We start from the raw sequence: 15551 nt of genomic DNA, 5'->3' as shown, positions 1-15551 counted from the left end.
TGGAGAATTTGCAACGCTTGCCTGGGGTTCAGGCCAGCATGGAGATGGTTCCGGGCGACCAACCCGGCGAAAGCGATGTGTTGTTAACGTGGCAACAACCAAGAATGTGGCGTCTGGGTGCCTCGCTGGACGACTCCGGCACCCGCACCACCGGGCGCTATCAGGGCGGCTTAACTCTCTCGCTCGACAACCCGTTTTCGTTCAGCGATCTTTTCTATCTTTCAGGCAGCACCAGCCTTGAAAACCATCGAGGCAAAGGCACTAACAACTTTACTGCACACTATTCTGTGCCTTTTAGCTACTGGACGGCTGGCTTTACTGCAAGCCGCTATGACTATCACCAAACGGTTGCCGGGCTGAACCAGAGCTACCGGTACAGCGGAAAAAGTCAGAGTCTTGATTTCCAGTTGAGCCGGGTGTTACACCGCAGCAGCAGCCAGAAAACCTCCTTCACTTACCATGTGCTGACCAAAGAGACGAAAAGCTTCGTTGATGATACCGAAGTGGAAGTTCAGCGCCGCCGCACGGCAGCCTGGCGCATGGGTTTACAACACCGGCATTACATTGGCCAGTCCACACTGGATGCAGGCGTCAGTTATCAACGCGGTACACGCTGGTTTGGGGCGATGTCAGCCCCGGAAGAATATTACGGCTATGCCACTGCGCTCTCCAAAATCCTGCAATTTAACGCCCAGTTGGATGTGCCTTTTTCCTTAGCCAATCAACGCTTCCATTACAACGTTCAATACCAGCGCCAGCTGAGCAATACACTGCTAACCCCTCAGGATCAGTTTGCCATCGGCAGTCGCTGGACCGTGCGCGGCTTTGACGGAGAACGCAGCCTGAATGCTAATCGCGGCTGGTTTATTCGTAATGATATTGCCTGGAGTACGCCGCTGCCGTCACAAGAAGTATACCTTGGCGTGGATTACGGTGAAGTCGGCGGAAACGGCACGGAAAATCTGGTGGGTAACCATTTAGCTGGCGGCGCACTGGGGCTTCGCGGCGCGGCAGTTAAGTTGGGTTATGACCTGTTTGCCGCGATGCCGTTCTCCAAACCTGATGGATTTAAAACCGATCCTGTGTCAGTGGGTTTTAGCCTTAATTATCAATATTGAAGCGACTTTGCGTCTGAAAATACCGGCCAGTAAAGCCATTGACCAGTCTGGTCACCCCATTTCAGTAAGGATGCTGTGATGAATAAGAACCTCTATCGTATTGTTTTTAATAAAGCGCGTGGCATGTTAATGGTGGTGGCTGACATCGCAGCATCTGGCCGGGCTTCCTCTTCACCCTCTTCCGGTCCAGGCCGCACCTTACAGAGCCGTATCAGCCTACTTTCTCCACTGCAATTTGCCCTGTTACTGTCACTTGGTTGTGTCACTTACTCCGTTGATGCCAAAGTGATAGCCGATAGTCATGCCGCTGGGAAGCATCAGGCGATCGTCTCCAATTCCGCTAACGGCACTCCCCTAATCACTATTCAAACCCCGAGCAAAGGGGGCGTTTCCCGCAACGTTTACAGCCAGTTTGATGTAGATAAAAAGGGGGTTGTGCTGAACAATTCCCATGCCAACACCCAGTCACAACTGGCCGGTATGATCACCGGGAACCCTAATCTTGTCCGTGGGGAAGCGAAGGTGATCCTGAATGAGGTCAATTCCGCTAACGCCAGCCAGCTTAGGGGGTTTATCGAGGTTGCAGGAACACGGGCGCAGGTGGTGATTGCCAATCCGTCAGGAATTACCTGCAATGGTTGCGGCTTTATCAATGCGAACCGTGCCACGTTGACTACCGGGCAGGTGCAGATGACTAACGGTTCGATCAGCGGATATGACGTCAACCAGGGCGAAATTGTCGTGAAGGGCGAAGGGATGGAAAGTCGCCAGCAGGACAGCACCGATCTTATTGCCCGCGCGGTGAGCATCAATTCCGCCGTTTGGGCCAATGAATTGAAGGTTTCGGCAGGCCGCAATACCGTCGATGCGGATCACCATCGGGTCAACGCTAAAGCAGCTAACGGCAGTGTGTCACCGGGCGTTGCAATAGACGTTGCTGCACTTGGTGGGATGTACGCGAATAAAATCCGCCTGCTGGGAACGGAAAAAGGGGTTGGCGTGCACAATGCAGGCAATATTGGTGCCTCAGCAGGGGATGTGGTGCTCAATGCGGATGGCAGTATCACCAATAGCGGAAGCTTTAAAGCGACCCGAAACCTGCAAATTATCTCGCAAAACAGTATTAACAATACCGGCAAGATTTACGCCACTGGCAACACCGATATCAAGGTCAGTGGCTCGCTAAGCAATGGGGGGACTATTGCCGCCAACGCTGATACCACCCTGAGTGCTGCATCGATTAGCAATACTTCAGGCAGTACTCTGGGCGCTGGCATTAACGGGGAGGGTTCGAAAGGTGCAGCCGGTAATTTAACACTTACCAGCCAGGGACAGCTGACGGTGAACGGCCAGGCTCTGGCTGCGGGGCAACTCAAGGCAAAAGGCACGACCGTCAACTTCAGCGGCAGCCAGACGCACGGCGAGACTCTATCTCTGGAAGCCACCAGCGGGGATCTCAGCACGGCAAAGGCTACCGTGGAAGCCACGCGTAAGCTAACCGCCTCAGCATTTGGGAAGCTGAATAATGCTGGTGGCAGCGTGTCGGCTGAAACTCTGGCGCTTAGCGGCCGCTCATTAGCCAATCAACAAGGAACGTTGCAACAACTGGGTGACAGCGATCTGCGGCTTTCGTTTGCCGAAGGCATTGATAATGAAGGCGGTACGCTGGCCAGTAACAGTAAAAACCTCAGGCTCACTACCGCATTTTTCACTAATCAGCACGGCCAACTGATCGCCGGACAACAGGGCTCGGTGCAGATTGAGACGCAAAAGCTTCTTAACAATCAGCAGGGCGTGATTGCGGCAGCTGGAAGGCTTTCACTAAAAAGTGGCGGGATGAACAATGAGGGGGGATTACTGCAATCCGGCGCAGCCATGGATCTGGATTTACACGGTGGTGACCTGAACAACCGCAACAGCGGCAGCAATGGCGGCATTCTCAGCCACAGCACGTTAACCCTGAAGGGCGGGAACATCGACAACACAGCCGGATTTATGGCAGCAGGCGGCGATGCCTCGCTAACGGGACTGAACTTCACTAATCAGCAAGGAATGTTATCCAGCGAGACCGGTGTGAACCTCGTCAGTCAGGCAATGGACAACCAGCATGGCAGAGTGCAGGCAGGCACCGAACTGCTGCTGAATACGCAGGGCAGCACTTTGTCCAACATCAGTGGCATATTCAGTGCCGGGAAGACACTGACGTTACTCACCGGAACATTGCTTAACCGGTCTGGAAAGTTACTCAGCTCCGATGCACTTGAACTCAATACCTCTGGCCAGCGCCTTGATAACAGTAGCGGTTTAATTGCTGCAAATAAGGACGCGCAGATAAAGAGTGGCACCCTGGATAACGCCGAGGGGCAATTACAAATTGCTGGCGATCTGCTGATTTCTTTGTGGGCGAATGAACGCCGGGAAGTCAGCAGCGCTACCTCACTGAATAACAACAAAGGGCTGATTTCTTCAGGTGCAGAATTAACCCTAATTGGGGCTGATACGCTGGCACTTTCCAATACCAGCGGAACATTGATCGCGGGAAATTCACTGAATCTCACTGCAAAATCACTGAGTGGTGATGGCCGCGTGCTGTCGCAAGGTGCGATGGCGTTAACCTTGCAACAAGCATTTTTCAATCAGGGTGAAGTGATAGCTAACGGCAATCTGACTTTTAATCTGGGTGGCAATGGACTGAATAACCAGTCCATTATCAAGGCTGGAGGTGCCCTTACGCTCACAGCCGGCAGCCTGAATAACCAGCACCCGGCGGAGGTCAGCGCCGGGGAAAATCATCTGATCATTACAGGTAATGTGACCAACCGGGGAGTGATCGACGGGGGGCTCACGCATATTGTTTCCTCCTCACTGACGAATCTCGGCAGCGGTCGTCTCTACGGTGACCACATTGCGCTGCAAACCGGCACCTTGAATAACCTGGCGGAAAATGGCATTGCCGCAACGATAGCCGCCCGCGAGCGGTTGGATATTGGTGCGCAACTGCTGAACAACCGTGACCACGCGCTGATCTACAGCAGCGGCGACATGGCCATTGGCGGCGCGTTGGACAGCAACTGGAATGCCAGTGCGCAGGGTTCCGTCTTCAATAACATCAGCGCCACGGTGGAATCTGCCGGAAATATGACCCTTAACATTGGGCAGATAAACAATATTAATGACCATCTGGTGACGGAAACGGTGCTGGTTGAACGCTCCTCTCACCATGAGGCGGTGCTCAGTAGTTCTGTAAATCGTTTTGACTGGGATGACATCGATCACAGCAAGAAAGATAAAGACAACGTCCAGTACGCCATCATGCCGGACGGCACCAAAGGGCGCACTTTTTACGAATATGAATATGTCCGGACTATCACCGAAACCCAGGTAACGGAGAGCGATCCCGGCCAGGTCCTCTCCGGCGGTAATCTGACCATCAACAGTCATCAGGTCAATAACCATGACAGCCAGATGATTGCGGGTGGACAACTCAGCGGGGTGATTGATGAGTTGAATAACGTTGCCACGCCGGGCGAACGGGTGATAACTGACAGGGGGGTTCAGACCCGCTGGTATGCAAAAAAAACCAGTGGGGGGCCGATGGGTGGAACAGACACGTCGCAAGGAAAAAGTCGTGATAAGTACCAGCCAGAGCCCATCCAGCAAACTCTCGATCTGAAAACGATGAGCTGGCAGGGAGGTTCTAAGGTTAGTGGCAGTAGCATGACAATGGGAGGGCGTGATACTGCCGTAACGGCTGAGACTATTATTGATGCCGCTGCCATCTCTGCCAACACCAGTCAAACGCCAATAACGCCACCGCCGGGACAGATTGTGGAAATTGTGCAGCCTGGCAGCGACGGTAGCAATACGATTATCCGGGAGATCAATCCAGTTACGACCTTACCTGATAACAGCCTGTTCTCGACACATCTGGAAAGCGGCGTGCCTTATCTGGTGGAAACCGATCCGCGCTTCACTAATCAGAAAAAATGGCTGGGTAGCGACTACATGCAGGAAAAGCTTACTCAGGATCCAAATACGGTCCTGAAGCGCCTGGGCGATGGGTATTATGAGCAGCAGTTAATTCGTCAGCAGGTAATAGCGTTGACCGGCAACCGTTATCTGGCAGGTTACAGTAATGATGAAGCGCAATACCGGGCGCTGATGGATGCTGGCGTCACTTTCGCTAAAACCCTTGAGCTGAAGACTGGCGTAGCGTTATCGGCACAACAGATGGCCCTGTTGACCAGTGATATGGTGTGGCTGGTAGAGCAGAGGGTAACGCTGCCTGATGGCAGCATGCAGACGGTGCTGGTGCCGCAGCTTTATGCCCGTCTCAGGCCTGGCGATCTGGACGGTAGCGGCGCGTTACTGTCGGGAAATGCTGTTTCGCTGGCAGTCAGTCACGATCTGACCAATAGCGGGCATATCAACGGCCGTAACGTGACGCAACTGATCGCAGAGAACCTGAACAATCGCGGCTTTATCGGCGGCGATCGCCTTGACCTGCAGGCACGTAAGGACATCAGTAATCTCGGTGGCACGCTGCAGGGCGACAGCAGCCTGAAGGCGGTTGCCGGGCGTGATATCAACAGCATCAGTACGCTGGGTGGCTCCGTGGGCAACATTACTCTGGATCGCCCGGCAGGCATTTATGTGCAGAACGAAAATGGCACGCTGGGCCTGCAGGCGATGAATAACGTGAATCTTACCGCATCGCAAATCAGTAATGCTGGCGCAGGCAGCCAGACGCAGATTATTGCCGGCAATGACCTGAATCTCAACACCCTGACCACTACCCAAAGTGAAAGTGGCGACTGGGGCGGCGGAAACAACCGTAGCCTGACGCAGAGCACGGAAGTGGGTAGCCAGATTAACGCTGGTGGCGATGTGTCACTGTCGGCAGGTCATGATTTGAATGCCCGCGCGGCGGCCGTCACGGCCGAAAATAGTCTGAATGTGACCGCGGGCAACGATCTTAATCTGACCAGCGGCGAGGCCTCTTATCACCTGACCGATAACAGCCATCAGAGCAGCAGCGGAATGTTTTCCAGTAAGTCGGTCACCACGCATGACGAGGTGATAAGCCAGACCGCTATCGGCAGCAGTTTCAGTGGCGATAGCGTGAAACTGCAGGCCGGGAATGATCTGACCGTGAGCGGTAGCAACGTGGTTGGGACGCAGGACGTGGTGCTGTCGGCGGGCCGGGACCTGATGCTGACAGCGGCGGATGAAACGCGGCAGGAAATACATCAATACCAGGAGACGAAAAGCGGGTTGTCGGGAACCGGAGGGATCGGGGTAACGGTGGGCAGAAGCTCGCTTAAAACGACGGATGAAGGTGTTACACACGGCAGCGCGGCCAGCACGGTCGGCAGCACGGCGGGCAACGTCAGCCTGAGTGCGGGCAATAACCTGACGGTGAAAGGTTCGGACGTGCTTGCAGGGAAAGATCTGACGCTGAGCGGCAGCGCAGTGAATATCCTGGCGACAGAGAACCAGAGCAAGCAGACACACAAGGTTGAGCAGAAGCAGAGCGGGCTGACGCTGGCGCTGTCCGGCGTGGTGGGAAGTGCGATAAATTCTGCCGTGACCACGGCTACGCAAGCCAGTAATGAAACAAGCGGTCGTCTCGCGGTGCTTAAGGGGATGCAGGCAGCCCTCACCGGCGTTCAGGCTTATCAGGGAGCCTCGCTGGCAGAGGCAGGAGGAAGTGAGGGAAGCCTGGTGGGGGTTAATCTGTCTTACGGCAGCCAGTCGTCAAAATCTGAGCAAACGGTCACCCAACATCAGAACCAGGCAAGTTCACTGACCGCGGGGAACACCCTCAAGATTGCGGCAAGCCACACGGATATTAACGTGCAGGGCAGCCAACTGAAGGCGGGCGGGGATGCCAGCCTGAGCGCTGCGCGTGACGTTAACCTGATGTCGTCTCAGGACAGCCAGAAGTTGGAAGGGAAAAATGAGAGTAAGGGGGCGTCCTTAGGAGTAGGGATTAATTTTGGTCAGGGCGCAAATGGCCTGTCAGTTAACGCCAGTATCAATGAAGGAAGAGGCAGCGAAAGCGGCAATGGCACCTCGCACAATGAAAGCACCGTCAGCGCCGGAAATAAACTGAACATTATCAGTGGTCGGGACACATCGCTGACCGGTGCGCAGGTCAGCGGTGAGAAGGTCACCATGGAAGTTGGCCGCAACCTGACGCTGAGCAGCGAGCAGGACACCGACAGCTACGACTCGAAACAAAAAAATGCCAGCGCGGGAGGTAGCGTCAGTTTCACCGGCGGGAGCGGTTCGGTAAGTCTGAGTCAGGATAAAATGCACAGCAACTACAACAGCGTCCAGGAGCAGACGGGCGTGTTTGCAGGGCAGGATGGTTTTGATATCAGGGTCGGTGAACACACCCAGCTGAACGGTGCGGTGCTGGGCAGTACGGCCACTGTAGACAAAAATAAACTCGACACCGGTACCCTGGGCTGGAGCGACATTAAAAATGAGGCGGAGTATAAAGTTGAGCATCAGAGCGTGGGGGTCAGCACCGGTGGCAGTATTGGCGCTCAGTTCGCGGGAAATGCGGCTAATAACCTGCTGATTGGTGCAAATCGCAGCGATAGCGACAGCTCAACGACGAAATCGGCGGTGAGTGAAGGCAGCATTGCCATTCGTGACCAGGAAAATCAGCTACAGGCTGTGGCTGAACTCAGCCGTGATGTTGAGAACGCCAATCCGGGGTTGGGGGTGATTTTTGACAAGGAGAAAGAACAGCAGCGGCTGCAGGAGGCGCAGATACTGGGAGAAATTGGGGTTCAGGTTGGCGATATCGCAAGGACTCAGGGCCAGATAGTGGCAACAAAAGCCGCGAATGAGAAGATGAAGGACGTCACCCCGGAGCAGCTTCAGGCCGTAAAAGATGAGTGGATGAAAGCCAATCCGGGCAAAGAGCCTACCGATAAGAACATCAGCGACCAGGCGTACCAGAACTTCTATAACCAGGCGTTTACCGAAAGCGGGTTCGGCACGGGCGATAAGGTCCAGCAGGCGATCCAGGCGGCTACTGCTGCGGTGCAGGGTCTGGCGGGCGGAAATATCGCTCAGGCCATCAGCGGCGCAGCATCACCGTATCTGGCAGAGCAGATCCACAAACTGACCGAAGGTAACCCGGAAGCACAGGCGATGGCCCACGCGGTGGTCGGTGCGGTGACTTCGTATGCGTCCGGCAACAGTGCCCTGGCAGGGGCTGCCGGAGCAGTCAGCGGAGAACTGATGGCGCAGCTGGTGATGAGTCAGCTGTATCCGGGCAAGACAGACAGCGAACTGACGGAGAAGGAAAAACAGACCATCAGTGCGCTGGGCACACTGGCGGCAGGCCTGGCAGGTGGTGTGGCCGGTGACAGCACGGCGGATGCTGTAGCCGGAGCGCAGGCAGGACAGAACTCAGTTAACAACAACTTGTTTGGTGGTAACGAAGTGGCACAGGGAGAAAAAGCCAGACAACATGGCACAGATGTGCTGTCCTGTGCGGATAATCCATCAGGTGAAGCCTGTCAGCGAGGCCTGGCGGAAAATAAAGCCTATGCGGCCGTACTGGCAACGGGTGGAGTGGCATCCTTAACAGCGCCTGCACAGGCCATGTGGGCGCTGGGAGCTGGTGTTAACGCAGGTGTTCAGTATGCTGAAGACGGAACGGTGAACCCTGTTAACTCAGTAATTGCTGGCTGGACTAACGTTGTCAGCATTGGTAATGGCCTGACCGGGACAGTCATCTGGAATGCCGCAGGTGGTGCCTTAACCAATCAGATTAACGGCGATGATCCGTTAACAGGAACGATAACTAACGGGGTAGGATCGGCATTGGGTTATGGCTTTGGCAAGGTAGCAACCTCAGTGACGAATAGTGCCGGGAAATGGATAACAGGGGGGTGGGATCCGAAGTTTAATCCTGACCTGCTGAAATATACTGAAGTTAAGGGACAACTGGGGATCTCTAAGGAGATGCTGCCAAGTAAGCTTCCGAGTGCAGCGGGCAATATTACATCCTCAATCAGCTCCGAATCAGGTAGTAGTACTGTACAAAAGTTAATTGATGGGCGGGATAAAAATGAGAATTAATCGGCAGAGTCATCAGGTTAAAAATATTCTTTTTTCATTAATAACAGTATTTGTTATCACTCTATCAATAATTTTTTCCGCTCTTTCTGCAAGGTTATTATTTTCTGGAGTGCTTTGGCTATTTCATGGTGAATTTGATATGACTTGGAAAGATACTATTAAAGTATTAAAAATGGGGTTTTATGCAGGCGTAACTCTTGGGGTTACGGTTATCTTATTCAGACTCTTTAAAGTAAAAGGTTTTTAACTTCCTCTGAAAAGATCCCGGCCACATTGTGACCTGAGCCGCGATGCGGAGCACGCCAACCAGACGCTGAGCCCTATCTTTGATAAAGAGAAAGAACAGCAGCGGCTGCAGGAGGCGCAGTTACTGGGAGAAATTGGGGTTCAGGTTGGCGATATCGCAAGGACTCAGGGCCAGATAGTGGCCACCAGAGAAGCCAATGACGGTATGGCTTCAGCCGGCGATGCTGACCGTCAGACGGCGAAAGAGCAATGGGTGAAAGCCAATCAGGGTAAAGAACCGACGGATAAGGAGCTCAACGGTCAGGTTTGGCAGAACCTTTACGACAAGGCATATGCACAGAGCGGTTTTGGGACGGGTGGTGCCATACAACAGGGAATTCAGGCAGCCACGGCAGTGGTTCAGGGGCTGGCTGGCGGCGATCTGGCGAAGGCGATTGCAGGCGGTTCAGCACCGTATATCGCGGAAGTGATCCACACTATGACCACGGATGCTCAGGGGAAGGTGAACAAAGAAGCGAACCTGATGGCGCACGCGGTATTAGGTGCGGTAGTTGCGGAGATAAACGGTAATAGCGCATTAGCGGGAGCCGCAGGTGCAACAACGGGAGAATTTATTGCGCAACAACTGTACCCCGGTGTCGAAAGGGATAAACTGAGCGAGGAACAGCGGCAGACCATCAGCGCACTGGGTACGCTTGCAGCAGCCCTTGCGGGAGGCGCAGCAGGAGACAGCACGGCAGATGCGGTTGCCGGTGCTCAGGAAGGCAAGAATTCGGTTGAGAATAATGCGCTGGGAAGCGTGCTGGCAGCGGCAAATAAACAGAAACCTGGCACTATAGAGAATTATGAATCAGGCACGCAGGCTGCCATAAGAGAAGCCTGTAGCGGTGGAACCTCTGTATCCTGTGAAACTGCTTTGGCGGCGGTGGGAAGTGCTGTTGCCTGGCCGCTGTTGCCGGGAGCTGCTGCAGCGACCAGCCTGATTGGAGCGGGTGCTAATGCCGGAGTGGGCTATCTAATTAATGGTGAAGTGAATCCGAATGATGTCATTCTGGGGTACTGGACAGGGGCATTTACGGCAGGAACCGGGTTTTGGGGAACGATGGGCGTGAATGCCGCCAGCGGAGCCACGTCCAGCTATCTGAAAGGTGATGACCCGCTAAAAGGTGGCGCGCTCAGCGGTGCCGCATCGGGGCTGGGGTATGGGGCCGGTAAGCTGATACAGGGGCCCCTGGATAAAGTTATTAATCCAAACTGGAAGAGCTGGGAATGGGTTGATATGGGGATGGGTATAACCAAACCTTTACCAATTAATCCGTTGCCTGGTGTTGCTGGTAACATAACTGGTTCTATAACAGCAGAATACGGCAATGATCAGGCAGGAAAAAAATTGGGAGGTGAAAAATGAAAATCTCAGCCTCAAAATGGTTTTTAATTTTTATTTATCTGATAATTGCTCTTCCCATCGGCGTATTTATTGCTGCTATAGCTACGCAGATTTTAATAAGGTTGTTTTACTTTTTCTTTCATGGATTATCTTTGGATTTATCCTCCATTGATTATGTAAGGGTTTTGAAAGGAAGTATCATTGGGGGAATCATTGGAGCAATAGGTTGTTGGTGGATTTATTACCAACACTACAGAAAAAACAGATAGCATAAAAATCCCGGCCAGGTTGAACTAAGCCGGGATCTTTTTGTTGAGAATAATGCGCTGGGAAGTGTGCTGGCAGCGGCAAATAAACAGAAACCTGGCACTATAGAGAATTATGAATCAGGCACGCAGGCTGCCATAAGAGAAGCCTGTAGCGGTGGACCCCCTGTATCCTGTGAAACTGCAATGGCGGCGGTGGAAGTGCGCCGTATCTGGCGGAAGTGATCCATAATATGACCTCCGATCCGGCCACAGGTAAGGTCAATACTGAAGCCAACCTGATGGCGCATGCCGTGCTGGGTGCCGTGGCGGCTCAGGCCCAGGGTAACAGCGCGCTGGCGGGTGCGTCCGGTGCATCAATGGGCGAATATATCGCCCAGCAAATGTATCCGGGGATCTCACGCGATCGGCTCAGCGAAGATCAGAAGCAGACGGTGAGTGCGCTTGCCACGCTGGCAGCCGGTCTCGCTGGCGGAGTGGCCGGAACCAGCATGGCTGATGCTGTGGCGGGCGCTCAGGCAGGCAAGAACTCATCCAACAATAATAACCTTTCCCTGCCTGGCGGGTTGGAGAGTTACGGTCAGGCATCTTCAACACTGGGAACGTCGATGGTGGAAGCCGGAGCGACAACGGAAGAAATCAACGCGGCGCTGAGTAAGAATGCCAAAGGTGATCTGCCAGAAGGACAGAACCCGGCCACGGGACTTTTGACGGCCTGGGGGGCGGGGATGACAACAGTTGCAGCACCGCTGCTGTTGCCAGCTACCGCAACAGTGGGAAGTATTATTGGTGCCGGTGCGATAGGTGGTTCAGCGAATGTGTTTAACCAGTTGAGCAGCGATGGACCATTCAGCGCCACAGATGCACTGATTGCGACCGGCGTCAGTGCCTTAACGCAGGGCAAAGGTTTTTGGTTCACGGAAGCGGCGAGTATTACTGGTGCGTACACGGGGGCTAAGTTGCAGGGGAAAGATGCGCTTCCGGTTGTGGTTGGTGCTGGATTTGGTACAGCGGTGGGTGCAGTAGGTGGTAAATCTGTAGAAATTGGGAATAAATACTTCCCTCTAGTCTCAGATAAAACTGCTGGCATGGCTGGGGCTATTGGCGGTTCTATAGCTAGTGAAATATCTGGTAGCAAAACCGAAAATAAGCTGAAAGAGGGAGGGGGTAATAAATGAAACAGCGTAATTATGGATTAACAGCATTGCTGATTTTATTATTGTCCTTCGTCACTATCATGACCCTTGTAGTTTTATCCGGTTGTCTATGTGCTACATTTTTTGTTTATTTAAAAAATGGTTCATTTATTTTTAGCTGGCAGGAAGACGTTGTTTTTTCAATAAAAAAGGGCTTGATAACTGGTATGCCTGTTGGTGCTGGTATCTGGATCTTGTCAAAGATGAAAGAAATTAAAGAAGACAAATCTCCTCCCTCAGATCCTAAATAACAAAAATCCCGGCCAACCGAACCGGGATTTTTTTACCTGTCGATCACTCTTCTGCCAGCTGAATGGTGCGGTGCTGGGCAGTACGGCCACTGCAGACAAAAATAAACTCGACACTGGTACCCTGGGCTGGAGCGACATTAAAAATGAGGCGGAGTATAAAGTTGAGCATCAGAGCGTGGGGGTGAGTACCGGTGGCACTATTGGCGCTCAGTTCGCGGGAAATGCGGCTAATAACCTGCTGATTGGTGCAAATCGCAGCGATAGCGACAGCTCAATGACAAAAGCGGCGGTAAGTGAAGGCAGCATTGCTATTCGTGACCAGGAAAATCAGCAACAGGCTGTGGCTGAACTCAGCCGTGATGTTGAGAACGCCAATCCAGGGTTGGGGGTGATTTTTGACAAGGAGAAAGAGCAGCAGCGGCTGAAAGAGGCGCAGTTACTGGGAGAAATTGGGGTTCAGGTTGGCGATATCGCAAGGACTCAGGGCCAGATAGTGGCGACGAAAGCGGCGAATGAGAAGATGAAGGACGTCACCCCGGAGCAGCTTCAGGCCGCAAAAGATGAGTGGACGAAAGCCAATCCGGGCAAAAAGCCGACGGATAAGAACATCAGCGACCAGGCGTACCAGAACTTCTATAACCAGGCGTTTACCGAAAGCGGGTTCGGGACAGGCGGTAAGGTTCAGCAGGCCATCCAGGCCGCTACTGCTGCGGTGCAGGGTCTGGCCGGTGGTGATATCGCCAGTGCAATAGCGGGTGGTGCGGCACCATATATAGCGAATATTATCGGCAGCAGCGGACTTGATGATGCCGGTAAGGTGCTGGCACATGCGGCCGTAAATGCGGCACTGGCAGCGGCGCAGGGCAATAATGCGCTGGCGGGTGCGGCAGGTGCGGCCACGGCGGAAATAGCCGGGATGATAGCCGTGAATGCTTACGGCAAACCGGTCAGCGAGCTGAGTGAAACCGAGAAGCAGACGGTCAGCGCACTGGCCACGCTGGCGGCGGGTCTTGCCGGTGGTCTGGTCGGTGACAGCATGGCGGATGCTGTGGCGGGTGCTCAGGTCGGTAAAACGACCGTTGAGAATAACTATCTGAGTTCAAAAGAAGCCCGTCAGCTTGATAAAGAAATGCAGGACTGCAAAGCATCCAGTGGCGACTGCGGAAAAGTGGCTGAGAAGTACATAGAAATCAGCAACCAGAACAGTAAGGAACTGGTAGAAGCCTGTACAGGTGGCGGTGTTGCCTGCGTGACCTGGCAGGAACTGATACAGGGTGCCACCAATATTGCCAACCCGTCACAAATCCGGCTGGATGAAAAGCTGAAAGATCCGACGGCGGCAGCGCTGGTTAATTACCTGAATGGAACCGATCTTAAATTCCTGGAGGAAAATATCACAACTGGGGATCGGGTAATGTCTGTAGTCATGGATCCGACATCCTGGCCGGTGGCAATAATGGGCGGGAAAGCCATTATTACTAATGCCGTGAATAACACCAAAGAGCAGCTTATTGCGGTGGGTGTATCAGCCGGATTGGGTGCAGGCATCCAGTACGGTTTAACCGGAGAAGTGCAACTGTCTGATGTGATTGGCTCGGGCATTATTGGTGGGATTACAACCGGTAAAGGTTATAATTCAACGGTAACCTGGAATGCTACTGGGGGTTATTACCAGGCCGAAATCAGCGGCGATGATCCATTTATGGCTGCGTTGTTGAGTAAGACGGGTGCTTCGGCTGGTTATGCTGCGGGTAATGTTTTAAAAGTGCCATTTGATAAAAAATTAAATCCAATATCAAAGCAATATGAGTGGGTTCCAACAGGGGTCTGGACAATAACTAAACCAGCATCGCAGCATCCATTACCATCGATAATAGGTAATGTCGGTGATTCTGCTGTGTCTGGTATGGTTCAGGATAAGCTGAAAGATCGTGGAGGTAAGTGATGAAAGACAGTACAAAGTCATTACTTAACCTTTTATATTTATGCTGTTCGATGAGCCTGGTGTTGTTTATATTAACAATCTTTGGTCGTTTATTAGGAGCATGGCTTGCTTGGGATATGAATGATAAATTTCCATTTTCAATGGGTGATTTATTTGTTTGTCTAAAATTAACCTGGATGGGGCTACCTACTGGTTTTGTTTTTTGGTATTTTTATTATCGATAAACCCTAAAATATCCCAGCCCTTGTGGCTGGGATTTTACTCTATAACCAGTCGGTTAATCCAGCCTGCGCCACTCCACCGTGCCTTCCGGGATCTTCCGGGGCCGCTTCTGCGGCGTGGCGATCACCTGAATAAACTCCGCAACCTGCTGCTGCTTGCTCGCCGACAGATTTTTACAGGCCCGTCTCAGCGTCCCAACCACTTCCGGCTCCGGCGGTGGTGTGGGTTCCTGCTCCTGAACGCTGAGGATCTGGCAGCCCGGCAGCACCTTCACGTCATCCGGCATCTCCGTCACAACTCCCCCCGCTTCCGGCCAGTGGCCCTCCAGAACGATGGAGAGCGACGGCTCAAACTTCTTCGCCTCCCGAATATTACCCGCGGTATAACGGCAGTTTTTAGCCCCGGCTTCAGTCATAACTGATTATGGTCTGGTACCAATCTCACCCCTTATGACTATTTCCTCGTTGACACACATCGCCTCGTCTCTTAGTGAGTAGGCTCATCGATAACGTTATGCCGTTAGAGAAATCAGTAGGTTAAAATAAAGAAGGGAATATCTCTCCATTCTTAATAATCTTAGTAAGGGAGCGGGGGGGATGACAGTTATCTCAAAGTAAAAACGCTAAAGAATATTCCTATAACAAACCAAGGTGACATCATTTTTTATTTAATGTTTCATTGGTGGATGTTGCAAAACGGATTTTCATATTTCGTTAGGTGGTTTTAATAACATGGGATTTTAATGGGTGGGGGTGTTTTTATTTGTGAGGTGTGTAGCATAATTGCGTCTGATATCTTTAAATTGATGTATCTT

The 15551-nt window shown here is 52.7% G+C and carries 7 protein-coding genes and 2 pseudogenes; 8 read left to right on the top strand and 1 reads right to left on the bottom strand.

Translation table 11 applies throughout. The annotated features are described in order from the left end of the window. From WCC56_RS04760 to WCC56_RS04725, 8 genes and pseudogenes are all read left to right on the top strand, one after another. Positions 1 to 1118, top strand: a 1118-nt coding sequence (locus tag WCC56_RS04760; RefSeq protein WP_424691274.1) for a ShlB/FhaC/HecB family hemolysin secretion/activation protein, incomplete at its 5' end; no start/stop codon positions are given. Positions 1119 to 1196: 78 nt separating this feature from the next. Beyond that, positions 1197 to 9224 carry a hemagglutinin repeat-containing protein gene (locus WCC56_RS04755; protein WP_424691273.1) on the top strand — a complete coding sequence of 2676 codons (8028 nt, stop codon included), beginning with the start codon at positions 1197 to 1199 and terminating at the stop codon, positions 9222 to 9224. Beyond that, complete coding sequence (locus tag WCC56_RS04750) at positions 9214 to 9471, top strand: hypothetical protein (protein WP_424691272.1); 258 nt, start codon at positions 9214 to 9216, stop codon at positions 9469 to 9471. Before WCC56_RS04755 ends, WCC56_RS04750 begins: the two co-directional genes overlap by 11 nt. 30 nt (positions 9472 to 9501) lie before the next feature. Then, positions 9502 to 10272 (top strand): annotated as a pseudogene (locus WCC56_RS04745) (VENN motif pre-toxin domain-containing protein); the annotation flags it as partial. A gap of 1084 nt (positions 10273 to 11356) precedes the next feature. Continuing rightward, positions 11357 to 12301 (top strand): VENN motif pre-toxin domain-containing protein, encoded by a 945-nt coding sequence (locus WCC56_RS04740; RefSeq protein WP_424691271.1) that lies wholly within the window; start codon positions 11357 to 11359, stop codon positions 12299 to 12301. Continuing rightward, the gene (locus tag WCC56_RS04735) at positions 12298 to 12570 is read left to right on the top strand and encodes an immunity protein (protein WP_424691270.1); all 273 of its coding nucleotides are present in this window, start codon (positions 12298 to 12300) and stop codon (positions 12568 to 12570) included. The genes WCC56_RS04740 and WCC56_RS04735 overlap by 4 nt, the downstream gene beginning before the upstream one ends. Positions 12571 to 12625: 55 nt before the next feature. Next, positions 12626 to 14515, top strand: a pseudogene (locus WCC56_RS04730) (VENN motif pre-toxin domain-containing protein); the annotation flags it as partial. Next, positions 14515 to 14739 carry a hypothetical protein gene (locus WCC56_RS04725; protein WP_424691269.1) on the top strand — a complete coding sequence of 75 codons (225 nt, stop codon included), beginning with the start codon at positions 14515 to 14517 and terminating at the stop codon, positions 14737 to 14739. The pseudogene WCC56_RS04730 and the gene WCC56_RS04725, both read left to right, overlap by 1 nt. A 53-nt stretch (positions 14740 to 14792) precedes the next feature. Here WCC56_RS04725 and WCC56_RS04720 read toward each other — a convergent pair whose 3' ends face one another. Further along, positions 14793 to 15152, bottom strand: coding sequence for an endoribonuclease SymE (locus tag WCC56_RS04720; protein ID WP_424691268.1), 360 nt, complete (start codon positions 15150 to 15152; stop codon positions 14793 to 14795). Positions 15153 to 15551 lie beyond the last annotated feature (399 nt).

It is taken from the genome of Erwinia sp., from assembly GCF_049696395.1.
Classification (GTDB): domain Bacteria; phylum Pseudomonadota; class Gammaproteobacteria; order Enterobacterales; family Enterobacteriaceae; genus Erwinia.
This window is presented reverse-complemented; position numbering and strand designations above follow the sequence as displayed.

Bases quoted from the DNA above. Each gene is read 5' to 3' on its own strand.
- WCC56_RS04735 (WP_424691270.1), top strand. From the start codon at position 12,298: ATGAAACAGCGTAATTATGGATTAACAGCATTGCTGATTTTATTATTG.
- WCC56_RS04755 (WP_424691273.1), top strand. From the start codon at position 1,197: ATGAATAAGAACCTCTATCGTATTGTTTTTAATAAAGCGCGTGGCATG.
- WCC56_RS04725 (WP_424691269.1), top strand. From the start codon at position 14,515: ATGAAAGACAGTACAAAGTCATTACTTAACCTTTTATATTTATGCTGT.
- WCC56_RS04740 (WP_424691271.1), top strand. From the start codon at position 11,357: ATGACCTCCGATCCGGCCACAGGTAAGGTCAATACTGAAGCCAACCTG.
- WCC56_RS04720 (WP_424691268.1), bottom strand. From the start codon at position 15,152: ATGACTGAAGCCGGGGCTAAAAACTGCCGTTATACCGCGGGTAATATT.
- WCC56_RS04750 (WP_424691272.1), top strand. From the start codon at position 9,214: ATGAGAATTAATCGGCAGAGTCATCAGGTTAAAAATATTCTTTTTTCA.